We start from the raw sequence: 24,513 nt of genomic DNA on the forward strand, positions 1-24,513 counted from the left end.
TTTAGGCCTGGCTGGGCGATTGCCGGAAGATACATGCGTTTGGCTGGCTCAGCGGGTGGGCGCGCGGGGGAACAGTGGGTTGCCACAGCGCGAACAGAATGCCGCGTCGGCTTCGTGGTGGCCCTTTGCGCAGGCCGGGCAAGGCTTTGCCAGTGCTCCCTGAGCGCGGCCTTGGCGCATGGCGTTATTCAATTCGGCGCTGAAAATGCCAGTGGGAACGGCGATGATCGAATAGCCGGTCAGCATCACCAGGCTGGCGATGGCTTGGCCGAGAGGCGTCTTCGGCGTGATGTCGCCAAAGCCCACGGTGGTGAGCGTGACGATGGCCCAATAGATGCTGCGCGGGATGCTGGTGAATCCGTGCGCCGGCCCCTCGACAACGTACATCAGCGAACCGAACACGGTGACCAGGCTCATCACCGAGACGAAGAACACCGTGATTTTCTGCCGGCTGCCGCGCAGCGCGGTGAGCAGGAAGTCGGCCTGGCGCAGGTACTGGCGCAGCTTGAGGATGCGGAAAATACGCAGCAGCCGCACCACGCGCACTACCAGCAGGTACTGGGCGTCGGGGTAGAACAGCGCGATCACTCCCGGCAGCACCGCCAGCAGGTCGATCAGGCCATAGAAACTCACGGCGTAGCGCAGGGGTTTGGGCGAGCAATACAGGCGCAGGATGTATTCGATCAGGAACAGGCCGCTGATGATCCATTCCACGACGCTGAGCAGTGTGCCGAACTGCTGGTGAATGTGCTCGACGCTGTCGAGGAAGGCTGCCAGCAGGCTCGCCAGGATGACGACCAGGAGGGCACTGTCGAAGCGTCGGCCAGCGATGGTGTCGGATTGGAAGATGATGACGTAGAGGCGCTGGCGCCAGCTCTCGGGTGCGCTCATGGGAGAATCCGCAGAAAGGATTCACACACCTTAGCCGAGATGCCGCGGGGCGGCCGGTGCCGCCCCGCGCGCGATTGCGGGTGGGGTCAGGCGCGCTCGCCGGCCCCGGGGTTGCCCGCGTCGTCTTCGGCCAGGCAGGCCGCGGCGGTGAACAGGACGTCGGTGGAGGAGTTCAGGGCCGTTTCCGCCGAGTCCTGCAGGATGCTGATGACGAAGCCGACCGCCACCACCTGCATGGCGATTTCGCTGGAGATGCCGAACAGTCCGCAGGCCAGGGGAATCAGCAGTAGCGAGCCGCCAGCCACGCCGGAGGCGCCGCAGGCACAGAGCGAGGCGACCACGCACAGCAGCAGGGCGCTGGGCAGGTCGACGGCGATGCCCAGGGTATTCGCGGCGGCCAGGCTCAGTACGCTGATGGTGATGGCCGCGCCGGCCATGTTGATGGTGGCGCCTAGCGGAATGGAGACCGAGTAGGTGTCTTCGTGCAGGCCCAGGCGCTGGCAGAGTTGCAGGTTGACCGGGATGTTGGCCGCCGAGCTGCGGGTGAAGAACGCGGTGACGCCGCTTTCGCGCAAGCAGGTGAGCACCAGCGGGTACGGGTTGCGGCGCAGCTTGACGAAGACGATCAGCGGGTTCACCACCAACGCCACGAACAGCATGCAGCCGAGCAGCACGGCGAGCAGGCGCAGGTAGCCCAGCAGCGCATCGAAGCCGGACTCGGCCAGGGTGCTGGCGACCAGACCGAAGATCCCGACCGGGGCGAAGGCGATGACCACGCGGACGATCAGCGTAACGCCGTTGGCCAGGTCGTCGACCATGTCACGGGTGGCCTGGCGCGCATAGCGCAGGGCGATGCCCAGGCCGACCGCCCAGGCGAGGATGCCGATGAAGTTGGCTTCCAGCAGGGCTTTCACCGGATTGGTGGCGATGCTGAAGAGCAGGGTGTGCAGCACTTCGCCGATGCCGCCGGGCGGTGCGCTATCGGCAGCGGCCGCGGCCTTGAGCACCAGGGTGGACGGGAAGGCGAAACTCGCGGCTACCGCGACCAGCGCGGCGGCGAAAGTGCCCAGCAGGTACAGCACCAGGATCGGCCGGATATGGGTGCGCTGGCCCTGCTTGTGGTTGGCGATGGAGGACATCACCAGCACCAGCACGAGCACCGGCGCGACGGCCTTCAGTGCGGAAATGAACAGATTGCCGAGCAGGCTGACCGCACGTGCTGCCTCGGGCCATACCAGAGCCAGGGCGATGCCCAGGAGCATACCGATGAAGATCCGCATGACCAGGCTGGTGCGCTTGAGTCGCTGCAGGACGGTGGGAGCTGGAAGAGTCATGACGTCTTTCGCTGCAAGAGAATGGGGACGCACCCGTCGCCGGGGGCGGAAGGGGGCGGATTATGCCGTCTGCGGCGGGGATTTGCGCGGTTGCTCGTCGATTCGGCGGGTATTTGCCGTGCAGGCGGAGCCGTGTCGGCAGTCTGCATGGCAGGGCCGGCGGGCGTATTGATCCACGACGGCATAGGGGCCGAGGACGAGTGCGTTCGTCGGCGCGCCTGAGAGAATTCGATGCGCCCCCGGCGCATCGACGGAATGCTCGTACCTCCCGCTATGCGCGGGGATTGCCACCTGCCCTGCGAAGAGGACGTACGAGTGTGTGCAGCAGGCGTTGGCCGAGGATCACCAGCCAGCAGGCGAGGATGAAGGGCGCGGTGAACGCCGGCAGACCGACCAGCGCGAAAGCCGGGTGCAGCAGCACGGCGAGCAGGATGCCGCACAGCGGCGCCAGCGGATGGCTGAAGCGCAGCGACAGCGCGATGCCCGCCAGCGCGCCGTTGAGGCCGAGCAGGCCGGCTTGCGCCGACGCGGCCGGCAGGCCCAGCAGCGGTGCGACGGCCAGCGCGCCCGCCGTACCGGCCAGCGCCCAGAAGGCGGCGCGGCGATCCACCAGCAGCAGGCCGAGGGCGATGGTCAGGCCGGCCAGGGGCTCGCCGAGGAAGATCACTTCGCCGAAGCCTAGCGCGGCGGAGTCCAGGTAAGGGTTGGCGATGCCGCAGGACAGGCAGCCCAGGGCCGTGGCCGGTGCGAGTCCGACGGCCGTGCCCAGCGTCACCGAGACCCAGCCCAGCAGTACGAACGCCAGGGTGTAGGCCGGCAGGCCGAAGCGCCGGCGCGACTGACGCAGCAGTACGGCCTGTACCGCGACGCTGGTCAGAATGGTGGCGATGCAAAGCATCGCCAGGCCCAGCGACCACTGGAACTGGAAGGGCAGCAGCAGGCCGATGAGGATCGGGTTGTAGTCATGCAGTCCGGCGTCGATGTCGGCCTGTGGCTCGCGCACGAAACGCGCGGTGAGCGGGCCGAGCAGCGCCCCTAGGAGAGCGCCGGGCAGCAACTGGGGCGCGGACCAGACGATGGCCAGCAGCAGGATCAGGCCGAAACGGGCGTCGGCCTGCAGGTATATCTGACCGAATCCGATCAGCCGGGTACGAAGGAACTGGATGGGAGACATGTCACTACAGGGCAGGTTCAGGGGGACTCCGCTGGGCCTCGGCATGCGGGGAGCGTCGAGGCTCCCTCGGTGGGCGCAGCGTGAGCATTCTGTGACGCCGGCATACGGGGCCGCGCTACGTGGTTGGAAAAAGAAAAGAGGCTGCCGGCGGGATCACCGCCAGCAGCCCCAAATTCCATAGCCAGCTTGGGAGTCGCTCGTGGGGGGCTATGGACCGACAAGCATTCGGTCGATCAAGGTCAAACCCGGACGGACGGGGACGCGGCCCCGTATTCCCGGCCCCGTCCGTCCGGGAGTGACTCGGTGCGGAGCTGCGCGCTGGCGCAGCCCCTGAACTCGGTGTTGCTCCTCTTCCCGCCATCGCCGCCGGCTCTCCCGGTGGCGATGTGGCGGTTCTTCGCTGCGCGGGGTTCATTCGCCGCGCAGCACTTCTACTCGGCTCAGGCCTCCAGCGCCGGTGCCACGGTTTCGATGCGCAGCATGTTGGTGCTGCCCGGCTGGCCGAAGGGCACGCCGGCGGTGATCACCACGGTGTCGCCACGGCGCGCCATGCGCTGGGCGAGGGCGATGTCGAGCGCGGTGGAGCAGATCTCGTCGACGTGGGCCAGTTGCGCATTGACCACCGAGTGCACGCCCCAGGCCACGGTCAGGCGGCGGGCGGACTTGAGCTGCGGCGTCAGGCTGAGGATCGGTGCCTTGGGCCGCTCGCGGGAGGCGCGCAGGGTCGAGGCGCCGGACTCGGTGTAGTTCACCAGCACCGCCACCGGCAGGATGCGGCTGATCCGGCGGATCGCGCAGCTGATGGCGTCGGAGACGGTGGCGTCGGGTTCCGGGCGATTGATTTCGAGCTGTGCCTGGTAATCCGGCTCGGCTTCGACCTGGCGGATGATCTTTGCCATCATCTCCACCGCTTCACGTGGGTACTGGCCGGAGGCGCTCTCGGCGCTGAGCATCACGCAGTCGGCGCCTTCGCTCACAGCGTTGGCCACGTCGGTCACTTCGGCGCGGGTCGGTGCGGGGGAGAAACGCATGGATTCGAGCATCTGGGTCGCCACCACCACCGGACGGCCGAGCTGGCGGCAGACCTGGATGATGCGCTTCTGGATGCCCGGCACGCTTTCCGCCGGCATTTCCACGCCGAGATCGCCACGGGCGACCATGATGGCGTCGGACAGGCGGGCGATGGCTTCGATGGACTGCACCGCCGAGGGTTTCTCGATCTTGGCCATGAGGAATGCCTTGTCGCCGATCAGGGCGCGGGCTTCCTCGATGTCTTCGGGGCGCTGCACGAAGGACAGCGCTACCCAGTCCACGCCCAGTTCCAGGCCGAACTCCAGGTCACGGCGGTCCTTGGCGGTCAGCGGGCTGAGCTTGAGCACGGCTTCCGGGACGTTGACGCCCTTGCGGTCGGACAGCTCGCCGCTGTTCATCACGAGGGTCTCGATGGAGTCGGCGTGGGCACCCACCACTTGCAGGCGGATCTTGCCGTCGTCCAGCAGCAGGCTCATGCCCGGCTCCAGCGCCTGGATGATCTCCGGGTGGGGCAGGGTGACGCGCTTGTCGTCGCCCGGTGCATCGTTCAGGTCGAGGGTGAAGGTCTGGCCCTTCTGCAACTGCACCGCGCCCTCGGCGAAACGACCGACGCGCAGCTTCGGCCCCTGCAGGTCCATGAGGATGCCGATGGGGTAGTTCAGCTCGGCTTCCACTTCGCGCACCCAGGCGAAACGCTGGGCGTGGTCGCTGTATTCGCCGTGGCTGAAGTTCAGGCGGAACAGGTTGGCGCCGGCTTCCACCAGGGCGCGGATGTCATCACGGCTTTTGATCGCCGGGCCCAGGGTGGCGAGAATTTTTACTTTCTTATCAGGAGTCATGATCAGGCTCGAGTCAGGTGATTTCGTGGCCGCGTTGCTGGGTCCGCGTTCGCCAGGCTATGCGCGGAATGCAGCTAATGGCGTTCCCTTCTCGAGCCTGCATTCTCGAGGACCAGGATGGCGCGGAAGTCGTTGACGTTGGTGCGGGTCGGCCTGGTGATCACCAGATCGCCCAGTTCGGCGAAGAAGCCGTAGCCGTTGTTGTTATCGAGCTCGTGCAGCGGGTTCAGGCCGGCCTCGATGGCGCGGCCATAGCTGCATGGGCTCATCAGGGCACCGGCGTTGCTTTCCATTCCGTCGATGCCGTCGGTGTCCCCCGCCAGGGCCCAGATGTTCGGTTCACCTTTCAGGTCGGCGGTGAGGCTGAGGAGAAATTCGGCGTTGCGTCCGCCGCGGCCATTGCCGCGTACGGTCACGGTGGTCTCGCCACCGGAGAGGATCAGGCACGGCGCCTTCAGCGGCTGGCCATGCTTGCGGATCTGCCGGGCGATGCCGGCGTGGACTTTGGCCACTTCTCGGGACTCGCCCTCCAGGTCGCCCAGGATCAGCGTCGGGATGCCCGCCGCTTCGGCCTTGGCGGCCGCTGCGTCGAGGGCATGCTGGGGAGTGGCGATCAGCGTGAAGTGGCTGCGCGACAGGCATTCGTCTCCAGGCTTGACGGTTTCCGAGCGCGGGTCTTCCAGCCAGGCGCGGACATTCGCCGGGACGTCGATGCCGTAGCGCTTGAGGATCGCCAGGGCGTCGGCGGAGGTGGTCGGGTCGCCCACGGTCGGGCCGGACGCAATCACCGTGGCTTCGTCGCCTGGCACGTCGGAAATCGCGTAGGTGTAGACGCTGGCCGGCCAGCAGGCGCGGGCCAGGCGGCCGCCCTTGATGGCGGACAGGTGCTTGCGCACGCAGTTCATTTCGCCGATGGCTGCGCCGGATTTCAGCAGCGCCTTGTTCACACTGCGCTTGTCGTCGAGGCTGATACCTTCGGCTGGCAGGGCGAGCAGGGCGGAACCGCCGCCGGAGAGCAGGAAGATCACCCGGTCGTTCTCGGTCAGGCCGCCGATCAGTTCCAGCACGCGGCGAGCGACGCGCTCGCCGGCATCGTCCGGCACCGGGTGCGAGGCTTCCACCACTTCGATGCTGCGGCAGTCGGCGCCATAGCCGTAGGGCGCCACTACCAGGCCCTGGACCTGGCCGTCCCAGTGCTTCTCGGCAACTTCCGCCATCGCGCCCGCCGCTTTGCCTGCGCCGATGACGATGGTGCGCCCGCCCTTGTCGGTGGGCAGGTGCTTGGCCAGCACCTGGGCCGGATGTGCGGCGGCGATGGCGGTATCGAACAGCTCGCGCAGGAAGGCGCGTGGGTCCAGGCTCATGACAGGCTCCGGTGATTCTTGTAGTGGTTTCCCATTGCTCAGGCTCCTGCGGACAGGAGACTCAGCGATGGGTTCGAACGCCCCGGCCGGTGAGGCCGTGACTCCCTGCGGCCGGGTGTTCGAATCGCTTTGCAGCGTGGCGGGCAAGGCCACTCCCATAACCTGGCCCGTCACCTTGCTCTTTGGCGGATAACGCCGTTGGCGTTATGCGCCCTACGTTGGAGTCCCGCGTAGGGCGCATGAGGCGGAACGCTTCATCCGCCGATTCTCAATCCTTGCGGATCGAGAAGTTGGCCATGTGCTCCAGCCCCTTGATCAGGCCGGAGTGGTCCCAGTTGCTGCCGCCGATGGCCGCACAGGTGCTGAACACTTGCTGGGCGTTGGCGGTGTTGGGCAGGTTCAGGCCCAGTTCGCGCGCGCCGGCCAGGGCCAGGTTGAGGTCCTTCTGGTGCAGGCTGATACGGAAGCCCGGGTCGAAGGTACCCTTGACCATGCGCTCGCCGTGCACTTCGAGGATGCGCGAGGAGGCGAAGCCGCCCATCAGCGCTTCACGCACCTTGGCCGGGTCGGCGCCGTTCTTGGCGGCGAACAGCAGGGCTTCGGCGACGGCCTGGATGTTCAGCGCGACGATGATCTGGTTGGCTACCTTGGCGGTCTGGCCATCGCCATTGCCGCCGACACGGGTGATGTTCTTGCCCATCGCCTGGAACAGCGGCAGGGCGCGCTCGAAGGTGTTCGGGCAGCCGCCGACCATGATGCTCAGGGTCGCCGCCTTGGCGCCGACTTCACCGCCGGAAACCGGGGCGTCGAGGTACTGCGCACCAGTGGCCTTGATTTTCTCGGCGAAGGTCTTGGTGGCGGTGGGGGAGATCGAGCTCATGTCGATCACGACCTTGTTCGGGCCTACGCCCTCGGCGATGCCGTCCTTGCGGAACAGTACGTCTTCTACCTGCGGGGTGTCCGGCACCATGACGATGATGAACTCGGCTTCCTGGGCCACTTCCTTGGGGTTGGCCAGCGCGACGGCGCCGGCTTCCACCAAGGCTGCCGGAGCGGCGTCGTGGTGGGTGGAAACGAAGATCTGGTGACCTGCCTTCTGCAGGTTCTGAGCCATGGGCAGGCCCATGATGCCGGTGCCGATGAATCCGATTTTGGCCATGAGGAATTCTCCTGGTTGTTCTTGTTGGGCTTCCGGCTCCCCGCGTACCCGGGGAGTCGATGAGCAGGCCGCAGGATGGATATCGCTTGGCTCCGCGCCATCCTGCGAAGTGAGCCGGGTCACACGACGTTGTGGCTCTTCAGCCAGCCGAGACCGGCTTCGGTGGTGGTCTTGGGCTTGTATTCGCAGCCGACCCAGCCGCGGTAGCCGATGCGGTCCAGATGGTCGAACAGGAAGCGGTAGTTGATCTCGCCCGTGCCCGGTTCGTGGCGGCCGGGGTTGTCGGCCAACTGCACGTGGTTGATCGAGGCAAGGTTCTTCTCAAGAGTCCGCGCCAGGTCACCTTCCATGATCTGCATGTGGTAGATGTCGTACTGCAGGAACAGGTTGGCGCTGCCGACCTTTTCGCGGATGTCCTGGGCCTGCTTCGTGGTCTGCAGGTAGAAGCCGGGAATGTCGATGGTGTTGATCATTTCCATGACCAGCTTGATGCCCGCGGCTTCGAGCTTGTCCGCCGCGTACTCCAGATTGTTCAGGAAGGTGTTCTCGATAGTCGCGCAGTCGTAGCCCTGCGGGCGGATGCCGGCCAGGCAGTTGACCTGCTTGTTGCCCAGCACCTTGGCGTAGGCGATGGCCTTGTCGACGCCGGCGCGGAATTCCTCGACGCGGTCCGGGTGGCAGGCGATGCCGCGCTCACCCTTGGCCCAGTCGCCGGCGGGCAGGTTGAACAGCACCTGTTCGAGCTTGTTGGCGTCCAGGCGGGCCTTGATCACTTCGGCCTCGACGTCATAGGGGAAGAGATACTCGACACCGCTGAAGCCGGCGCGCGCGGCGGCTTCGAAACGGTCGAGGAAGTCCACCTCGGTGAACAGCATGGACAGGTTGGCGCAGAAACGGGGCATGTCGGGGCCTCCTAGTGGGCTTCTTGCTTGGTCCGCGAGGCCCCGCGCGAGGCGGGGCCGGCGAACGTCTTAATCCAGCAGCGAGATGGCGGTCGGGGCATCGACGCCCTTGAGCGCCAGCTCTTCGAACTCGTTGACTGCGTTGATCTCGGTACCCATGGAGATGTTGGTGACGCGTTCCAGGATGACCTCGACCACCACCGGTACGCGGTGCTGTTGCATCAGCTCGCGAGCCTGGGCGAACGCCGCGCCGATCTGGTTCGGGTCGAACACGCGGATCGCCTTGCAGCCCAGGCCCTCGACCACTGCGACGTGGTCCACGCCGTAGCCGTTGAGTTCCGGCGCGTTGACGTTGTCGAACGCGAGCTGCACGCAGTAGTCGATGTCGAAGCCACGCTGCGCCTGGCGGATCAGGCCCAGGTAGGAGTTGTTCACCAGTACGTGGATGTAGGGCAGGTTGAACTGCGCACCGGCGGCCAGTTCTTCGATCATGAACTGGAAGTCATAGTCGCCCGACAGCGCGACGACCTGGCGGCTCGGGTCGGCCTTGACCACGCCCAGCGCTGCCGGAATGGTCCAGCCCAGCGGGCCTGCCTGGCCGCAGTTGATCCAGTGGCGTGGCTTGTACACGTGCAGGAACTGTGCGCCAGCGATCTGCGACAGGCCGATGGTGCTGACGTAGCAGGTGTCCTTGCCGAAGAACTCGTTCATTTCTTCGTACACACGCTGCGGCTTGACCGGTACGTTGTCGAAGTGAGTCTTGCGCTGCATGGTGCGCTTGCGCTCGCGGCAGGATTCGACCCAGGCGCTGCGGTCCTTCAGCTTGCCGGCGGCTTTCCACTCGCGGGCCACTTCCAGGAAGGCATCCAGGGCGGAACCGGCGTCGGAAACGATGCCCAGGTCCGGGGTGAAGACGCGGCCGATCTGGGTCGGCTCGATGTCCACGTGGACGAACTTGCGGCCAGCGGTATAGACGTCGACCGAACCGGTGTGACGGTTGGCCCAGCGGTTGCCGATGCCGAACACCATGTCCGATTCCAGGACGGTGGCGTTGCCGTAGCGGTGCGAGGTCTGCAGACCGCACATGCCGGCCATCAGCGGGTGATCGTCGGGGATGGTGCCCCAGCCCATCAGGGTCGGGACCACTGGAACGCCGGTCAGCTCGGCGAACTCGACCAGTTTGGCGGAAGCGTCGGCGTTGATGATGCCGCCACCGGCGCAGATCAGCGGGCGTTCAGCGTCATTCAGCAGGGCCAGGGCTTTTTCGGCCTGGGCGCGAGTGGCTTTCGGCTTCTGTACCGGCAACGGTTCGTAGGCGTCGATATCGAACTCGATCTCGGCCATCTGTACGTCGAACGGCAGGTCGATCAGTACCGGGCCGGGGCGGCCGCTGCGCATTTCATAGAACGCCTTCTGGAAGGCGTAGGGCACCTGGCCCGGCTCCAGAACGGTGGTTGCCCACTTGGTCACCGGCTTGACGATGCTGGTGATGTCCACGGCCTGGAAGTCTTCCTTGTGCATGCGCGCACGGGGAGCCTGGCCGGTGATGCAGAGGATCGGGATGGAGTCTGCGGAAGCGGAGTACAGGCCGGTAACCATGTCGGTGCCGGCGGGACCGGAGGTGCCGATGCACACGCCGATGTTGCCGGCGTTGGTGCGGGTGTAACCCTCGGCCATGTGCGACGCGCCTTCGACGTGGCGGGCCAGGACGTGATCGATGCCACCGAGTTTCTTCATGGCCGCATACATGGGGTTGATGGCGGCGCCTGGTACGCCGAAGGCGGTATCGACACCTTCGCGGCGCATCACCAGTACGGCAGCCTCGATTGCTCTCATTCTGGCCATATTTTGTTCCTCGGTTCTTATACTGATTGTGTACAAAAGTTGAGGCGATTCTATGCAAGCTCCGACGAGAAGGTCAAGACGGGTTGTATACGCTGGACTAGTCGGTCATTTTTCTTTAAATGCCTTTAATAACAATGGTTTGAGTTTGTTTCTGATCCGCAGGTCAAACTGTCGTTTGAAAAAATGTATACAAAAATAGGTGCTCATTGTCCTTTTATGTTGCTTTGGTCGGGACGTTCGGCTACTAGATTGCGTACAGATTATTGATGCGGGTGTGCGCAAGCGCTGCCCGTGACTTCCGGCTTATCAACCTTGAAGAGGAACGCTCCATGAGCACTATCAGTCTGGAAACCGCGCTGGACATCACTCGCCAGGCCCTGGCCGTCAGCCGCGAGCTGTCGACGGCGCCGCTGACCATCGCCGTGCTGGATGCCGGTGGGCACCTGATCACCCTGCAGCGGGAAGATGGCGCGAGCATGCTTCGCCCGCAGATCGCCATCGGCAAGGCCTGGGGTGCGGTGGCGCTTGGCAAATCGTCGCGGGTTCTGGCGGTGGACGCTCAGCAGCGCCCGTCGTTCATCGCGGCGGTGAATACCCTGGCGCAAGGCAACGTGGTACCCGCGCCGGGTGGGGTGTTGATCCGTAATTCGGCCAATGAGGTGATAGGCGCCATCGGCATCAGTGGCGATGCTTCGGATATCGATGAGCAGTGCGCGATTCGTGGCGTGCAGGCGCTGGGCCTGGTAGCTGACGCGGGCTGATCGGGGAGGGCGCGCACCAGCCTCGCGCCTTGCTTTTCCTACACATTGCCGGGGCAATTGCAGGATGGGTGGAGCGCGGCGACACCCATACTGTATGTAGTGGAAGACGTCAGATCGACAGCGGCCGCAGGCGCCCCTGGGGCTTGTGTTCGCTCCCATTGTCCGGCGCGGTGCCGCGAAGTACCAGACGGGTGATGGTTTCGGTGGCCGCTTCGAAGTCGGCGTCGCTGAGGCTGGTCTTGCCGGTGACCATCGAGATCTGCCAATCGAAATCGGCGTAGGTCTGTGTCGCCGCCCAGATGGTGAACAGCAGGTGGTGCGGATCCACCGGTGCCAGCAGGCCGCGGTCGATCCAGCTTTGCAGGCAGGCGATGTTGCGCTGGGCCTGGGTGTTCAGTTCGTCCAGGTACTCTTTCGGCAGGTGCGGCGCACCGTGCATCAGTTCGCTGGCGAATACCTTGGAGGCATGCGGCAGTTCCTGGGAGATTTTCACCTTGGAGCGGATGTAGGCCTTGAGCGCCTCGCCCGGCTCGTCGTCCTCGCGGAACGGAGCGGATGCCTGCAGCAGCGGCTCAACCACGCTTTCCAGCACGCAGCGGTAGAGGTTTTCCTTGGTCTGGAAGTAGTAGTAGACGTTGGGTTTCGGCAGGCCGGCGCGAGCGGCGATGTCGCTGGTCTTGGTCGCCGCGAAACCCTTTTCGGCGAACTCCTCGCTGGCTGCGCGCAGGATCTGGCGCCGGTTACGCTCGCGAATGCTGGTCATGGTTGCTGGTCTTCTTGTGCTGCTGTTGTTGCCCAACGTAGCCGAGCATGGTAGCACCGGCCTCGCAAAGCCCTCAAGGCAGTGGCCTGCATGCAATTTCCTGACTTTCGGGTCTAAATACTGTGTACATCGCCGTGCAACTGCGGTATTCCTAGCGAACTTGAATCCGGCACCCGCCAGAACCGGACATTGACTGCCCATGCCTGATACCCAACTGGTCGACCCCTTCGGTCGGCGTATCACTTACCTGCGCCTGTCGGTCACCGATCGCTGCGACTTCCGCTGCACCTACTGCATGAGTGAAGACATGCAGTTCCTGCCGCGCGACCAGGTGTTGAGTCTGGAGGAGCTGGAGTCCGTCGCCGATGCCTTTATCGGCCTGGGGGTGCGGCGTATCCGCATCACCGGTGGCGAGCCGCTGGTGCGCAAGGGCTTGACCGGCCTGTTGGCAAGACTCGGCGCCCGCCCGGAACTGGAAGACCTGTCGATCACCACCAACGGTTCGCAACTTCGCGAGCGCGCCGCCGAGCTGCGGGCGGCGGGGGTGGATCGCCTGAATATCAGCCTCGACTCATTGCGCCATGAGCGTTTCGCCGCCTTCACCCGCGCCGACCGGCTGGAGCAGGTGCTCGATGGCATCGATGCCGCTCGCGAGGCGGGTTTTTCGCGCATCAAGCTCAATACAGTGGTGCAGAAGGGGCGTAACGACGATGAAGTCTGCGAGTTGGTGGCGTTCGCCCTCGGCAAGGGGCTGGATATCAGCTTCATCGAGGAGATGCCGCTGGGCAGTATCAGCAGCCACGAGCGCAAGCTGACCCTGTGCAGCAGCGACGAGGTGCGGGCGCAGCTCGCCGAGCATTGGCGGTTGCTGCCGACCCCCGAGCGCAGCGGCGGGCCGTCGCGCTACTACCGCATCGACGGCTATGAGAGCCGGATCGGTTTCATTTCCCCGCACAGCCACAACTTCTGTGGCGACTGCAATCGTGTCCGGGTGACCGCCGAGGGCAAGCTGGTGCTCTGCCTTGGCCACGAAGGCGCGCTGGATCTGCGCCAACTGGTACGCGAGCATCCGGGCGATGCCGCACGCCTGCGGGCCGCGCTGACTGAGGCGTTGCAGTTGAAGCCCCAGCGTCACCACTTCGAGGCCGATCAGCAGGTGCAGGTGCTGCGGTTCATGAGCATGACTGGCGGCTGAGTCCGCCACGGTGGCCGCCCGGTCGCCAAGAACAACAACAACGTCACCAGGAGGGTACTTTGAAGCTCAAGGCATTCTGCTGCGCGCTCGCCAGCATTCTTTCCACCGGCGCCCTGGCGCAGACTTATGTGGTCGGTGTCGAGAATCTTCCTTTCGCGCCGCACTACAGCGTCGATGCGCAGGGCAATTACCAGGGGTTTGCCCGCGACGTGCTGGACCTGTTCGCCGCTAGCAGCGGCATAACCCTGGAGTACCGCCCGCTGTCGGTGGACGCGCTGCTGCCGGCGCTGCTTTCCGGCCAGGTCGATCTCAAGTACCCGGATGACCCGGGCTGGTCGCCGGAGCGGAAGGCCGGCAAGTCCCTGCGCTACAGCCAGCCGGTGACCCAATACGTGGACGGTGTGCTGGTGGCGCCGGATCGTCTGGGGCAGGGTACTGGTTCCCTGAAGCGGCTGGCGCTGGTGGAGGGCTGGACTCCGCGGGGTTACGAGCGGCTGCTGCAGGGCGGGCAGGTCAGTGTCGCGCCCAGTTCGGATCTGCGGCAGATGATTCACACGGCGCTGAAGAAGCAGGCCGACGGCGCCTACTTTAACGTGGTGGTGGCTACCTATTACCTCGACAACATCCGTGCTCGCCCCGGCGCGCTGGTATTCGACCCGTCGCTGCCGCACACGCGGGGCGCGTTCCACCTCTCCACAATCAAGCATGGCGAGCTGATCGAGCGCTTCGACCGCTTCCTCGCCGAGAATGCCAGGGAGGTTGCCGCGCTCAAGGCGAAGTATGGCGTCGAGGAGAACCTGGATTCCGAACATCTTGGCGTCGAGCAGTGGAAGGTGGACTTCCTCGAGCGGCAGAAAGCGAAACAGAAGTCGCCGTAAGGCATCATCTTCCCTAGAATCGCCGCTGACGTTCGCGCGCCAGCCGTAGGGAGGATGAAGTGCGCCGCGCTTTGTTCATCTGCAGTCGCAACCGCTTGCGCAGCCCCACTGCCGAAACCGTCTTCGCCGACTGGCCGGAGGTCGAGACTGACTCCGCCGGGCTGGCGCCCGATGCTGAAGTGCCGCTGAGCACCGAACAACTGGAGTGGGCCGATCTGGTCTTCGTCATGGAGCGACGGCAACGGCAGTTACTGATGCGCCGCTTCCCGGCGACGATGCGTGGCAAGCGCCTGGTGTGCCTGGATATCCCCGACGACTACGAGTACCTCCAGCCTGAGCTGGTGTGTCTGCTCGAGCGCAAGGTCGGACCCTTCCTGCGGCTGGAACTGCCATGAGCGAGATTCGCATCGTCCTGCGCGATGGAGTGATGGTTTGCGCCGGCTTCCGCATCCAGGCGCAGCCCGAGCCGTCCCTGGAAATCGACGGCGACCTGCTCTGGGCGCTGGAGCAGCCGCTCTGGTGTGAGCTTGCCGTGTCCGTGGAGAAACGTGACGGGGCCATCTGGATCGCTCCGCTGCCGCTGGCGCGACAGGGCGGCTTCGACCCGCAGCGGGTGATCGGCTGGCGAGCGGAGCCAGTGCGCATCGAGCAGCCCGATGGTATCGAGGATGCCGAGAATGCCATCCACTGGTGGCGTGGCGGCACGGTGGAGGATGTGCGCGGACGCATCAGTCATCACCCCTGGGGACGCCTGCTGCGCCTCGAAGCGCCCGGCATCGGCCCGGAGCACATCCTCTTTCCTCGTAAGCTGGCCTGTATCTATCTCGGCCACCTCGACACCGACTGGCGCCAGTTGCGGTTCGAACCGCTGTCCTGACTCTCACGGAATTTTATTGAACCCGCGCGCGATGGGGGCGGCCTAACGCTGCATTGCTCCCGCAAGGTGCCCGGCATGACCACGGATAAACCATCGACGCGCGGTGGCGCGCAAAAGGGCGAGCGTGCCAGGACGGCTTCGCGTAAGCAGGAACGGGACTCGAAGGTTTCTGGCGACACGGCGGCCGACCTGTCTGCGGAGGAGCGCCGCAAGGTCGAGAAGAGCCAGCCGCCTCGTCCCCTGGTACTGCACGAGGTCATCCGTCTGCAGGGCAATCACGAATTGGACCGTACCCTGGCGGCCCTATGGTGGTCGGCGCTGGCTGCTGGCCTGACCATCGGCCTGTCGCTGATGGCGATGGGGCTGTTTCGCGCTCGCCTGCCGGATCACGACATGGCGGTGATCACCACCAGCCTCGGCTATCCGGTGGGATTCCTGGCGATCATCCTGGCTCGTCAGCAATTGTTCACCGAAAACACGCTGACAGCGGTGTTGCCGGTCATGAGCGAGCCGACCTTGGAGAAGTTCGGTCAACTGCTGCGGCTGTGGTCGGTAGTGCTGCTGGGTAATGTGGTCGGTGCGCTGCTGTTTGCCTATGGCATGCTGCACCTGCCGATCTTCGACGCGAAGGCCGGCCAGGCGTTTCTCGATATCGGTCGAGAGGTGATGGAGAACGACCACTGGCAAATGTTTTCCAAGGGCATTGTATCCGGCTGGATGATTGCCACGATGGTCTGGCTGGTGCCGGCGGCGGAACATGCCAAAGTCTGGATCATCTTCCTGGTCACCTACCTGATGGCGTTGGGCAGCTTCAGCCATATCGTGGTGGGAACCTGCGAAGTGGGCTATCTGATGTTTGCCGGCGAAGTGGGCCCTGCAGCGTTCGTCATTGACTTCGCGCTGCCGACGCTGGCGGGCAACATAGTCGGTGGAAGCCTGATCTTCGCCTTGATGAGCCATGCCCAGGTGCGTAGCGATACCTCTGCCCCGGAAAGATCTTCCAAGGGAGAAACGGCGCCCTGAGGCGCCGTTTTCCTTTTCCTGCGGTATGAAGCTGGGCGTCAGATGCCCAGTTTGTCACGCATGGTGTAGTACCAGGCGCCGATCGCGGAGAACGGAACCTGGAACAGGCGACCGCCCGGGAAGGGGTAGTGCGGCAGGGTGGCGAAAGCGTCGAAACGCTCGGCCTGGCCGCGCAGTGCCTCAGCCAGCACCTTGCCTGCCAGGTGGGTGTACGTGACGCCGTGACCGGAGCAGCCCTGGGAATAGTAGATATTGTCGCCGATGCGGCCAACCTGCGGCAGGCGCGAGAGGGTCAGCAGGAAGTTGCCGGTCCAGGCGAAGTCGATCTTCACGTTCTTGAGTTGCGGGAAGACCTTGAGCATTTTCGGACGGATGATCGCCTCGATGTTCGACGGGTCGCGCGCGCCGTAGACCACGCCGCCGCCGAAGATCAGTCGGTTGTCGCTGGTCAGGCGGTAGTAGTCGAGCAGGTAGTTGCAGTCCTCGACGCAGTAGTCCTGCGGCAGCAGGGACTTGGCCAGCTCGGCGCTCAGCGGCTCGGTGGTGATCACCTGAGTGCCGCACGGCATGGACTTGGAAGCCAGTTCCGGCACCAGGCCGCCCAGGTAAGCGTTACCGGCAACCACAATGAACTTGGCTTTCACGCGGCCTTGCGGCGTGTGCACTACCGGGTTGGCGCCACGGTCGATACGCACGGCAGGGGACTGCTCATGGATCACGCCGCCGAGGGACTCCACGGCTGCGGCTTCGCCCAGGGCGAGGTTCAGCGGATGGATGTGGCCGCCGCTCATGTCGAGCATGCCACCTACGTAGCTATCGGTATCGACGACTTCGCGGATGCGCTTGGCGTCCATCAGTTCCAGTTGGGTATGGCCGAAGCGCTCCCAGAGTTTCTTCTGGGACTCCAGGTGGCCCATCTGCTTGGCGCTGAGGGCAGCGAATACGCCGCCATCCTTCAGGTCGCACTGGATGTTGTACTTGGCGATACGGTCGCGAATGATGCGGCCGCCTTCGAAGGCCATCTGGCCCAGCAGTTGAGCCTGCTTGGCGCCAACACTGCGCTCGATGACGTCGATGTCGCGGCTATAGCTGTTGACGATCTGGCCACCGTTACGGCCCGACGCGCCGAAGCCGACCTTGGCGGCTTCCAGTACGGTGACCTTGAAACCGTTTTCCAGCAGGAACAGTGCGGTGGACAGGCCGGTGTAGCCAGCGCCGATCACGCAAACATCGGTTTCCACCTCGCCTTGCAGTTCTGGGCGGGCCGGCACCGGGTTGGCCGACGCTGCGTAATAGGAGGAGGGGTAGGGAGTGTGCGGCATAATGCACCTGTGTTTGTTATTTTTTACGAGATAGGTGGATGCTACCCGAGTCGAAATCGGTCGGCTAGTGCCCGTGCAAAATATTTTACGGATGGTCGAACATAAAAAATTTCACTTTTTCAGTGGCTTAGCTGAAAAAAGTACTTGACGCTCGAAATTCATCGCGTAGAATACGCCCTCATCGACAGGCACATAGCTCAGTTGGTTAGAGCACCACCTTGACATGGTGGGGGTCGTTGGTTCGAGTCCAATTGTGCCTACCAAACATAATCGCTTCTGCGATTTCAGAAAGGGTGATCCGGAAGGGTCGCCCTTTTTGTTTTGGCTGATTTTTGCATCCATTGCCCCTGCTTTGGGGCGTCGTCGGTCGCTGCGCGTAGCTTTGGCCGTTATCTGCTTGCTGCTTCGTATAGATGAATGTGGCTCGTCGTTTTCTCTCCTTTCTCTCCTTTCTGGTCCGGTCGAGATGCCTTATTTATCTATTGCCGGCCTGATTGCATCGGACTTGTCTTTGTGGGGGATGGATGGCACGTTGACGTCTCGGTCAATACAAGGATGTTGGGGGAGGCGGCTCGTATGCCGGTCAGCCCTTGCTCCCACTGATGAGAGGGTTCGATGACTATCTCCGAAAGCGATTTGGGCGAGTTGCAGACTGCGAAGAGTCTGCTTGAGAATCCCGGCTTCGCGGCCAAGTTGACCAATGTGGTCGGTGCTCCGATCGAGTATGCGCTGGAGCATTTGCCGGAGAGCGTTGCCAGTAGTATTGGCAGCGTCACCCAGTCTGCGCTGGAAAAGGCGCTGGATGCTGCTGTCTTCACGATGAAGGATGCGCCGGGGGAGGAGTCCTCCAGTCTCTGGCACAAGGCTGGCGTTGCTGTGACGGGTGGTGTTGGTGGCTTTTTCGGCTTCGCGGGGCTGGGGGTGGAATTGCCGATTTCGACTTCCATCATGCTGCGCTCGATCGCGGATATCGCCAGGTCTCATGGGGAGAGGATCGATTCCGACGAGGCCAAGGCGGCCTGTCTGGCTGTTTTCGCTCTGGGCGGTCCTTCGGAGAGCGATGATGGTTCAGATGCCGGCTATTACGCCGTTCGGGCGGCGCTGTCCAAGGCAATGTCGGATGGTTCGCTGGTGAAGTTGGTTGTCGTCATTGCAGAGCGATTCGGTGTGCAGGTCGGTGAGAAAGCTATGGCGCAACTGGTCCCGGCGATTGGTGCTGCCGGTGGTGCGCTGATCAACCTGGCCTTCATCGATCACTTCCAGGATATGGCGCGCGGTCATTTTGCCGTGCGGAAACTGGAGAGGCGGTATGGCGAGGCGCTGATCCAGCGGATCTATCGCGAGCTGCCCGCTAGGGGGTAGCGGACGGGTTGCGCTGTCGCAATTCGTCGAACGACAGTTGCGTCGAAGGAGCCCGGCCTGTGTGCCGGGCTTTTTCTATGGAACTTTAATGGATGGGCGCCTGCTATGGTGTGCGTTGGTTGTGCCTGGAGGTGGCGATGAGCGGTTCGCGGTCCTGGTTATTGCTTGCTGTGCTCTTCGTGTCGTGGCCTGTGCTGGCGGAAATGGAGGTGCACTGGCCCGAGGGCTGGGCTGTCACTCGCTCGCCCGAGGGGGCGGCGATCGTTCGGCAGCGTGGCGTACGTCTTGATGAGAGCGGTGGGCAGGCTGTGGTCATGGAGGTGACGCGCAGTCGTCTGGCGGTGGATGCTTCCATTAATGTCGAGCGCGTCATTCTGGAGATGCGCAAGGCGCTGCAGAAGGACTTTCTACGGCAGGGATTCGAGGCGGCCTGCAGCAAGCCAAAGGCTGCCATGCTGGGTGGGCTGGATGGGCTGGAAGTGCGCTGCGGCATCAGCCAGAACGGCGCTGAGGTGCTGAAGCAGTCCTTGCAGGTTGCGATTGGGGAGGGTGTGGCGTACTCGCTCACCTATGCGGCGCCGGCGGAGCGATATCCCGAATTGAAGAAAGAGATCGAGTCGGTGAAGGCGGGATTGCGTCTGAATTGACTCGCTGAAATGCAAAAGCCCCGCCATTGCGGGGCTTTTTATTTTTTAGCTCAGGCGGCGAGAGTGGCCTGGACTCGTTCGATTACCGCATTCAGGGGTTCGGAGCCCTGGTATTGCTGCGGGTAAAGGCGTTCCGTGTGCCTGGCAATGCCGTGCTCGTTCACCAGAGTGAAGCTGAAGCCATGCTTGCGCTTGGCCTGGATGACGCAATTGAGGGGGGCGAATGCCGCCGTAAGGGTGCGAATCGCCTCCTGGATTTGAATGGAGGTTTTCATTGTCTTGATATTTCCAATTAGGTAACGGCCTTATGACCGCTTGAATCGTAAAAAGCTCCGGGTGCGACTTGAGAATGCCGAAATCGTGTGACCGGAATATGGCAGCGATTGGAAACGTTGGGTTCGGGTCAGTTTGCTGTGTTGGGTGGCAGCAGTGGAACTGACGAGGGCGCTGATCGCTCGGGCAAACTTCCTGGCGCGGCTGACGTGCTCTGGAAACGATGCGGAGGATGCGCTGGCCGTAGCCCTGTGATACCTAGCTTCGATCCCTGTATGGATGGGATGGCGCTGGGAGGGGCGACCGTCGGTTTGGTACTCGCGTTTGCTATTGTACGGATATCTGTCGGTAATGGCCAGTCTGGCTCTGGCCGCTGGTCAGAATTCTTGCGAGTTCAGTAGGAATTCCCACGGGGCGGGAGCGCCCCGCGAGATATCGGTATTATTTCTGCAGCCAGGATTCGACGGTGGCGGCGCCGTATTGCTGCTTCCAGGCTTTCAGGGTCTTGTGGTTGCCGCCCTTGGTTTCGATGGTTTCACCATTGTGCGGGTTCTTGTAGACCTTCAGCTGGCGGCTGCGGCGCTGAGCTGCGGGCGCAGGTTCGCTGGGCCCCTGCGGGTCAAGAATCTCAATGACGTTGCGCAGGTTCATGCCGTACTGGTCCATCAGTACTTGCAGTTGATCCTTGAACTCCAGTTCCTTTTTAAGGCTGCTGTCATTCTTGAGTTTTTCAAGCAGGGCAAGTTGCTCTTTGAGCTGGCGCTCGGCTTCGCGGAATTCCGCAAGTTTGGACATCGTATGCTCCCGTCGGCGGGGTGAGTTGTGTTCGGATTTTCTGGTTTTATAGTAACCGGCGTCAACTCCGGTGGCGAATTATTATGGTCTGGAAGATGCATCTTATATCCGGGGCTGCATGTTTTAGGCTTTGGGCTTGCCTGGTTAATGCGGGATAATCCGACGCTGAAGGTGAGGGCTGTTCGTCGGGGATTATCCCTCTGAACATTGTGAGTTTCATTTGGGTGCGTTTGTTTCGGTCTGATGTGAGTGCTGGATGGGTAGTGGGATAGAGCGTTATCGGGTCAACGGTTATGAACTGGTGTGCCTGGTTCGGGGCTCGGGCGTGCCAGTGGTATTGGTACACGGCTCGCTCTGTGATTATCGTTATTGGCAGAGTCAGCTCGTGGCGCTCTCGGCTGCATATCGCGTCTTCGTTCCCAGTCTTCGACATTATTATCCGGAGCAGTGGAATGGTGAGGGCGGTGGATTCTCCACTCGGCAGCATGTCGATGATCTGCTTGCGTTGCTTGATCTGTTACCGGGCCCTGTCCATCTGGTGGGGCATTCGCGGGGTGGAAATCTGTGCTTGCGGGTGGCCCTGGCCGCGCCAGAGAAGCTGCGTACTTTGACGCTGGCCGATCCAGGCGGAGATTTCTCTGCGGATGTCTTTCGCGCCGCGGCAATTGACCCGCCTGTTTCTCCGGTCGAGCGTAACCGGTTTCGCGAGCAGGCTCTGTCGATGATTCGGCAGGGATGTATTGGTGAGGGGTTGGAGCTGTTTGTCGATACGGTAAGTGGGGCAGGTGTGTGGAAGCGCTCTTCGCGACAGTTCCGTGAAATGGCGTCTGACAATGCGATGACGCTGGTTGGGCAGGTGGCGGATCATCCTGCTCCGTTGCAGGAAGCATCGCTTGCAAATCTGCATTTGCCTGTGTTGCTGATCGGCGGCGCGGCAAGTCCGGAGCCATTCCCGCGTATCGTTCGGGCGCTGCAGTCGGTTCTGGTGGATGCGCGAACCTCGATTATTGCGGGGGCATCTCACGGTATGAATGTGGTTCGTCCGGCTTCCTTCAATCGTGCAGTTCTGGAATTCGTCGATCAGTACTGAGTTTCGCTGATTTGGCTGGCTCGTCAGTGATCGAAAGTTGCAGTAACATTCTCCGCCTTGCCCCGCATGTCATTCGGGGTCACGCAGTTTCGTTTTCTTCCAGTGATCACCGTCCGCGCGCGCAAGCGCAGGGTGCCGACAAGGCGCCTGCCACTGTGAGGCAGGCATGCCCGGCGGGCGACGCTTACTGGCACATCCCAACCCATGTGGCCTTTCGTAGGGGTCACCACTAGGAGAGGAGGCGCCATGCCCATCATTACTCTTCCCGACGGTAGTCAGCGTTCGTTCGATCATCCGGTCAGTGTGGCCGAGGTTGCTCAATCCATTGGTGCGGGCCTGGCCAAGGCGACCTTGGCTGGCAAGGTCAATGGTCGTCTGGTCGACGCAAGTGACGTCATCGATAGCGACGCAACCCTGCAGATCATTACCCCGAAGGACGAGGATGGGCTGGAAATTATCCGTCACTCCTGTGCTCACCTCGTGGGCCATGCAGTCAAGCAACTGTACCCGACTGCCAAGATGGTCATCGGCCCGGTGATTGACGAAGGCTTCTATTACGATATCGCCTTCGAGCGCTCCTTCACGCCTGACGATATGGCTGCCATCGAAAAGCGCATGGCCGAGCTGATCGACAAGGACTACGACGTCATCAAGAAGATGACGCCGCGCGCGGAGGTCATCGAGATCTTCAAGGCTCGTGGTGAGGAGTACAAGCTGCGTCTCATCGACGACATGCCTGACGAGAAGGCTATGGGCCTGTACTTTCATGAAGAGTACGTGGACATGTGCCGTGGTCCGCATGTGCCGAACACTCGCTTCCTGAAGGCCTTCAAGCTCACCAAGATTTCCGGTGCCTACTGGCGCGGCGACTCGAAGAACGAGCAGCTCCAGCGTGTCTATGGCACTGCCTGGGCGGACAAGAAGCAATTGGCCGCCTACATCCAGCGCATCGAAGAGGCCGAAAAGCGCGACCACCGTCGCATCGGCAAGCAGCTCGATCTTTTCCATCTTCAGGAAGAGGCGCCGGGCATGGTCTTCTGGCATCCGAATGGCTGGACCGTCTATCAGGTGCTCGAACAGTACATGCGCAAGGTGCAGCGCGATCACGGTTACGTGGAGGTGCGCACCCCGCAGGTCGTTGACCGTATTCTCTGGGAACGTTCCGGCCACTGGTCGAACTACGCAGAGAACATGTTCACGACTTCCTCGGAAAGTCGTGATTTCGCAGTCAAGCCGATGAACTGCCCGTGCCATGTTCAGATCTTCAACCAGGGGCTGAAGTCCTACCGCGATCTGCCATTGCGTCTGGCAGAGTTCGGTGCTTGCCACCGCAACGAGCCGTCCGGTGCGCTGCACGGCATCATGCGTGTGCGTGGCTTCACTCAGGACGATGCTCACATCTTCTGCACCGAGGAACAGGTGAAGAAGGAAGCGGCCGACTTTATCAAGTTGACCTTGCAGGTCTACTCGGACTTCGGCTTCAGCGATATCTCCATGAAGCTGTCCACTCGTCCGGCCAAGCGCGTCGGCTCCGAGGAGTTGTGGGACCGTGCTGAGGGTGCGTTGGCCGATGCGCTGAACGAATCCGGGCTGGAATGGGAGTATCAGCCGGGTGAAGGGGCGTTCTACGGCCCGAAAATCGAATTCACTCTCAAGGACTGCCTTGGTCGTAACTGGCAGTGTGGCACCCTGCAGTACGACCCGAATCTCCCGGAGCGTCTGGATGCCAGCTATATCGCTGAAGATAACAGCCGTATCCGGCCGGTTATGCTGCATCGGGCGATCCTGGGATCCTTCGAGCGCTTCATCGGCATGTTGATCGAGCACTACGCCGGCCTGTTCCCGGCCTGGCTCGCACCGACCCAGGCTGTGGTGATGAATATCACCGACAAACAGGCTGAATGGGCGGAGGAAGTGGTGCGCCAGCTCGAGCAAAGCGGATTCCGTGCCAAGTCCGACTTGAGAAACGAGAAAATCGGCTTTAAAATCCGCGAGCATACTTTGCTCAAGGTTCCCTATCTCCTGGTTATTGGGGATCGGGAAGTTGAATCGCAGGCCGTCGCCGTACGTACGCGCGAAGGGGAAGATCTCGGCTCTATGCCGATTTCCCAGTTTGCTGAGCTGCTGGCTCAGGCGGTTTCCCGGCGTGGTCGCCAAGACTCGGAGTAATCATTATTAAGCGTGAAATGAGACAGGATAAGCGGGCTCTCCCGAAACCGCCGATCAACGAGAACATCACTGCCCGTGAGGTTCGTCTGATTGGTGCTGACGGTCAGCAGATTGGTGTGGTCTCCATCGACGAGGCCCTCCGTCAAGCCGACGAGGCCAAGCTGGACCTGGTGGAAATTTCTGCTGATGCGGTGCCCCCTGTCTGCCGCATCATGGACTACGGCAAGCACCTCTTCGAGAAGAAGAAGCAAGCCGCTGCTGCGAAGAAAAACCAGCACCAGCAACAGATCAAAGAAATCAAGTTTCGTCCAGGGACGGAAGAAGGGGATTACCAGGTAAAACTACGCAACCTGGTACGTTTCCTTAATGAAGGGGACAAGGCCAAGGTATCGCTTCGATTCCGCGGTCGTGAGATGGCCCACCAGGAGCTGGGTATGGAGCTGTTGAAGCGGGTCGAAACCGATCTCGCCGAATATGGCACTGTGGAACAGCATCCCAAGCTGGAAGGACGCCAGCTGATGATGGTCATCGCTCCCAAGAAGCGTAAATAACCTCCCGGGCACTGGCAGGCCTGATGGTTATCAGTTGTTAACGAATGCGGAGTACTAAACATGCCAAAGATGAAAACCAAAAGTGGCGCCAAGAAGCGCTTCAAAGTGACTGCTGGTGGCATCAAGCACAAGCACGCTTTCAAGAGCCACATCCTGACCAAAATGACCACCAAGCGTAAGCGTCAGCTGCGCGGCACTTCGCTGCTCGCTGCTTCCGACGTTCGCCGTGTAGAACGCTCCCTGCGTCTGCGTTGATTTCTGGTAGAG

Annotated in this window: 24 protein-coding genes and 1 tRNA gene; 13 read left to right on the forward strand and 12 right to left on the reverse strand. The window is 62.6% G+C overall.

From position 1 onward, the window contains the following. Positions 1-48 precede the first annotated feature (48 nt). From OU419_RS10520 to gcl, 8 genes are all read right to left on the reverse strand, one after another. Positions 49-891, reverse strand: coding sequence for an ion transporter (locus OU419_RS10520; protein WP_254472109.1), 843 nt, complete (start codon positions 889-891; stop codon positions 49-51). Between the two features lie 86 nt (positions 892-977). After that, positions 978-2,225 carry a serine/threonine transporter SstT gene (gene sstT, locus OU419_RS10525; protein ID WP_254472110.1) on the reverse strand — a complete coding sequence of 416 codons (1,248 nt, stop codon included), beginning with the start codon at positions 2,223-2,225 and terminating at the stop codon, positions 978-980. Between the two features lie 271 nt (positions 2,226-2,496). Next, entirely contained in the window at positions 2,497-3,399 is a 903-nt protein-coding gene (locus tag OU419_RS10530) for an urea transporter (protein WP_254472111.1), read from the reverse strand. A 440-nt stretch (positions 3,400-3,839) separates the two neighbouring features. Then, entirely contained in the window at positions 3,840-5,270 is a 1,431-nt protein-coding gene (gene pyk, locus OU419_RS10535) for a pyruvate kinase (protein ID WP_254472112.1), read from the reverse strand. Positions 5,271-5,344: 74 nt separating this feature from the next. Next, positions 5,345-6,634, reverse strand: a complete 1,290-nt coding sequence (locus OU419_RS10540) for a glycerate kinase type-2 family protein (protein ID WP_254472113.1) — start codon at positions 6,632-6,634, stop codon at positions 5,345-5,347. Between the two features lie 268 nt (positions 6,635-6,902). Then, positions 6,903-7,793: a 2-hydroxy-3-oxopropionate reductase gene (locus tag OU419_RS10545; protein WP_254472114.1), complete on the reverse strand. Its 891-nt coding sequence runs from the start codon at positions 7,791-7,793 to the stop codon at positions 6,903-6,905. Positions 7,794-7,912: 119 nt separating this feature from the next. Further along, positions 7,913-8,695, reverse strand: a complete 783-nt coding sequence (gene hyi / locus OU419_RS10550; protein ID WP_254472115.1) for a hydroxypyruvate isomerase — start codon at positions 8,693-8,695, stop codon at positions 7,913-7,915. A 69-nt stretch (positions 8,696-8,764) separates the two neighbouring features. Further along, positions 8,765-10,540 (reverse strand): glyoxylate carboligase, encoded by a 1,776-nt coding sequence (gene gcl / locus OU419_RS10555; RefSeq protein WP_254472116.1) that lies wholly within the window; start codon positions 10,538-10,540, stop codon positions 8,765-8,767. Positions 10,541-10,869: 329 nt separating this feature from the next. Between gcl and OU419_RS10560 the strand changes: the two genes are divergently transcribed. Then, on the forward strand, positions 10,870-11,301 hold the full coding sequence (locus tag OU419_RS10560; RefSeq protein WP_254472117.1) for a GlcG/HbpS family heme-binding protein: 432 nt from the start codon (positions 10,870-10,872) through the stop codon (positions 11,299-11,301). 109 nt (positions 11,302-11,410) lie between these two features. Here OU419_RS10560 and OU419_RS10565 read toward each other — a convergent pair whose 3' ends face one another. Then, entirely contained in the window at positions 11,411-12,064 is a 654-nt protein-coding gene (locus OU419_RS10565; RefSeq protein ID WP_254472118.1) for a TetR/AcrR family transcriptional regulator, read from the reverse strand. Between the two features lie 199 nt (positions 12,065-12,263). Between OU419_RS10565 and moaA the strand changes: the two genes are divergently transcribed. The 5 genes from moaA to OU419_RS10590 all read left to right on the forward strand — a co-directional run bounded on the left by moaA (position 12,264) and on the right by OU419_RS10590 (position 16,037). Continuing rightward, a complete protein-coding gene (moaA, locus tag OU419_RS10570; RefSeq protein WP_254472119.1) occupies positions 12,264-13,259 on the forward strand; it encodes a GTP 3',8-cyclase MoaA in 996 nt (331 codons plus the stop codon). A gap of 59 nt (positions 13,260-13,318) precedes the next feature. Continuing rightward, complete coding sequence (locus OU419_RS10575; RefSeq protein ID WP_254472120.1) at positions 13,319-14,137, forward strand: substrate-binding periplasmic protein; 819 nt, start codon at positions 13,319-13,321, stop codon at positions 14,135-14,137. Positions 14,138-14,196: 59 nt separating this feature from the next. Further along, entirely contained in the window at positions 14,197-14,532 is a 336-nt protein-coding gene (locus OU419_RS10580; protein WP_254472121.1) for a low molecular weight protein tyrosine phosphatase family protein, read from the forward strand. Continuing rightward, a complete protein-coding gene (locus tag OU419_RS10585) occupies positions 14,529-15,014 on the forward strand; it encodes a hypothetical protein (RefSeq protein WP_254472122.1) in 486 nt (161 codons plus the stop codon). Before OU419_RS10580 ends, OU419_RS10585 begins: the two co-directional genes overlap by 4 nt. 75 nt (positions 15,015-15,089) lie before the next feature. Continuing rightward, on the forward strand, positions 15,090-16,037 hold the full coding sequence (locus OU419_RS10590; protein WP_254472208.1) for a formate/nitrite transporter family protein: 948 nt from the start codon (positions 15,090-15,092) through the stop codon (positions 16,035-16,037). Positions 16,038-16,075: 38 nt separating this feature from the next. Here OU419_RS10590 and OU419_RS10595 read toward each other — a convergent pair whose 3' ends face one another. After that, a complete protein-coding gene (locus tag OU419_RS10595) occupies positions 16,076-17,359 on the reverse strand; it encodes an NAD(P)/FAD-dependent oxidoreductase (protein WP_254472123.1) in 1,284 nt (427 codons plus the stop codon). A gap of 186 nt (positions 17,360-17,545) precedes the next feature. Here OU419_RS10595 and OU419_RS10600 point away from each other — a divergent pair. The 3 genes from OU419_RS10600 to OU419_RS10610 all read left to right on the forward strand — a co-directional run bounded on the left by OU419_RS10600 (position 17,546) and on the right by OU419_RS10610 (position 19,368). Then, positions 17,546-17,622: transfer RNA gene (locus OU419_RS10600), tRNA-Val, on the forward strand. A gap of 352 nt (positions 17,623-17,974) precedes the next feature. Next, entirely contained in the window at positions 17,975-18,721 is a 747-nt protein-coding gene (locus tag OU419_RS10605) for an EcsC family protein (RefSeq protein WP_254472124.1), read from the forward strand. A gap of 92 nt (positions 18,722-18,813) precedes the next feature. After that, positions 18,814-19,368, forward strand: a complete 555-nt coding sequence (locus OU419_RS10610) for a DUF4946 domain-containing protein (RefSeq protein ID WP_254472125.1) — start codon at positions 18,814-18,816, stop codon at positions 19,366-19,368. A gap of 50 nt (positions 19,369-19,418) precedes the next feature. On the opposite strand, the gene OU419_RS10615 is transcribed toward OU419_RS10610, so the two are convergent. Both OU419_RS10615 and OU419_RS10620 read right to left on the reverse strand, forming a co-directional pair. Further along, a complete protein-coding gene (locus tag OU419_RS10615; protein WP_254472126.1) occupies positions 19,419-19,643 on the reverse strand; it encodes a hypothetical protein in 225 nt (74 codons plus the stop codon). Positions 19,644-20,082: 439 nt separating this feature from the next. Then, on the reverse strand, positions 20,083-20,436 hold the full coding sequence (locus tag OU419_RS10620; protein ID WP_254472127.1) for a histone-like nucleoid-structuring protein, MvaT/MvaU family: 354 nt from the start codon (positions 20,434-20,436) through the stop codon (positions 20,083-20,085). 256 nt (positions 20,437-20,692) lie between these two features. Between OU419_RS10620 and OU419_RS10625 the strand changes: the two genes are divergently transcribed. The 4 genes from OU419_RS10625 (at position 20,693) to rpmI (ending at position 24,501) form a co-directional block, all read left to right on the forward strand. Next, positions 20,693-21,526, forward strand: a complete 834-nt coding sequence (locus OU419_RS10625; RefSeq protein WP_254472128.1) for an alpha/beta fold hydrolase — start codon at positions 20,693-20,695, stop codon at positions 21,524-21,526. A 246-nt stretch (positions 21,527-21,772) separates the two neighbouring features. Continuing rightward, positions 21,773-23,695 (forward strand): threonine--tRNA ligase, encoded by a 1,923-nt coding sequence (gene thrS, locus OU419_RS10630; protein WP_254472129.1) that lies wholly within the window; start codon positions 21,773-21,775, stop codon positions 23,693-23,695. Beyond that, complete coding sequence (infC, locus tag OU419_RS10635; protein ID WP_254472209.1) at positions 23,695-24,246, forward strand: translation initiation factor IF-3; 552 nt, start codon at positions 23,695-23,697, stop codon at positions 24,244-24,246. Before thrS ends, infC begins: the two co-directional genes overlap by 1 nt. 60 nt (positions 24,247-24,306) lie before the next feature. Then, entirely contained in the window at positions 24,307-24,501 is a 195-nt protein-coding gene (rpmI, locus tag OU419_RS10640) for a 50S ribosomal protein L35 (RefSeq protein WP_205334978.1), read from the forward strand. Positions 24,502-24,513: the final 12 nt, after the last annotated feature.

It is taken from the genome of Pseudomonas triclosanedens (genome assembly GCF_026686735.1).
Taxonomy (GTDB): Bacteria; Pseudomonadota; Gammaproteobacteria; order Pseudomonadales; family Pseudomonadaceae; genus Pseudomonas; species Pseudomonas triclosanedens.

What these genes read in the sequence shown, in the direction of transcription:
- OU419_RS10520 (WP_254472109.1), bottom strand. Translation starts at nt 891, where the DNA reads ATGAGCGCACCCGAGAGCTGGCGCCAGCGCCTCTACGTCATCATCTTC.
- sstT (WP_254472110.1), bottom strand. Translation starts at nt 2,225, where the DNA reads ATGACTCTTCCAGCTCCCACCGTCCTGCAGCGACTCAAGCGCACCAGC.
- OU419_RS10530 (WP_254472111.1), bottom strand. Translation starts at nt 3,399, where the DNA reads ATGTCTCCCATCCAGTTCCTTCGTACCCGGCTGATCGGATTCGGTCAG.
- pyk (WP_254472112.1), bottom strand. Translation starts at nt 5,270, where the DNA reads ATGACTCCTGATAAGAAAGTAAAAATTCTCGCCACCCTGGGCCCGGCG.
- OU419_RS10540 (WP_254472113.1), bottom strand. Translation starts at nt 6,634, where the DNA reads ATGAGCCTGGACCCACGCGCCTTCCTGCGCGAGCTGTTCGATACCGCC.
- OU419_RS10545 (WP_254472114.1), bottom strand. Translation starts at nt 7,793, where the DNA reads ATGGCCAAAATCGGATTCATCGGCACCGGCATCATGGGCCTGCCCATG.
- hyi (WP_254472115.1), bottom strand. Translation starts at nt 8,695, where the DNA reads ATGCCCCGTTTCTGCGCCAACCTGTCCATGCTGTTCACCGAGGTGGAC.
- gcl (WP_254472116.1), bottom strand. Translation starts at nt 10,540, where the DNA reads ATGGCCAGAATGAGAGCAATCGAGGCTGCCGTACTGGTGATGCGCCGC.
- OU419_RS10560 (WP_254472117.1), top strand. Translation starts at nt 10,870, where the DNA reads ATGAGCACTATCAGTCTGGAAACCGCGCTGGACATCACTCGCCAGGCC.
- OU419_RS10565 (WP_254472118.1), bottom strand. Translation starts at nt 12,064, where the DNA reads ATGACCAGCATTCGCGAGCGTAACCGGCGCCAGATCCTGCGCGCAGCC.
- moaA (WP_254472119.1), top strand. Translation starts at nt 12,264, where the DNA reads ATGCCTGATACCCAACTGGTCGACCCCTTCGGTCGGCGTATCACTTAC.
- OU419_RS10585 (WP_254472122.1), top strand. Translation starts at nt 14,529, where the DNA reads ATGAGCGAGATTCGCATCGTCCTGCGCGATGGAGTGATGGTTTGCGCC.
- OU419_RS10590 (WP_254472208.1), top strand. Translation starts at nt 15,090, where the DNA reads ATGACCACGGATAAACCATCGACGCGCGGTGGCGCGCAAAAGGGCGAG.
- OU419_RS10595 (WP_254472123.1), bottom strand. Translation starts at nt 17,359, where the DNA reads ATGCCGCACACTCCCTACCCCTCCTCCTATTACGCAGCGTCGGCCAAC.
- OU419_RS10605 (WP_254472124.1), top strand. Translation starts at nt 17,975, where the DNA reads ATGACTATCTCCGAAAGCGATTTGGGCGAGTTGCAGACTGCGAAGAGT.
- OU419_RS10610 (WP_254472125.1), top strand. Translation starts at nt 18,814, where the DNA reads ATGGGCGCCTGCTATGGTGTGCGTTGGTTGTGCCTGGAGGTGGCGATG.
- OU419_RS10615 (WP_254472126.1), bottom strand. Translation starts at nt 19,643, where the DNA reads ATGAAAACCTCCATTCAAATCCAGGAGGCGATTCGCACCCTTACGGCG.
- OU419_RS10620 (WP_254472127.1), bottom strand. Translation starts at nt 20,436, where the DNA reads ATGTCCAAACTTGCGGAATTCCGCGAAGCCGAGCGCCAGCTCAAAGAG.
- OU419_RS10625 (WP_254472128.1), top strand. Translation starts at nt 20,693, where the DNA reads ATGGGTAGTGGGATAGAGCGTTATCGGGTCAACGGTTATGAACTGGTG.
- thrS (WP_254472129.1), top strand. Translation starts at nt 21,773, where the DNA reads ATGCCCATCATTACTCTTCCCGACGGTAGTCAGCGTTCGTTCGATCAT.
- rpmI (WP_205334978.1), top strand. Translation starts at nt 24,307, where the DNA reads ATGCCAAAGATGAAAACCAAAAGTGGCGCCAAGAAGCGCTTCAAAGTG.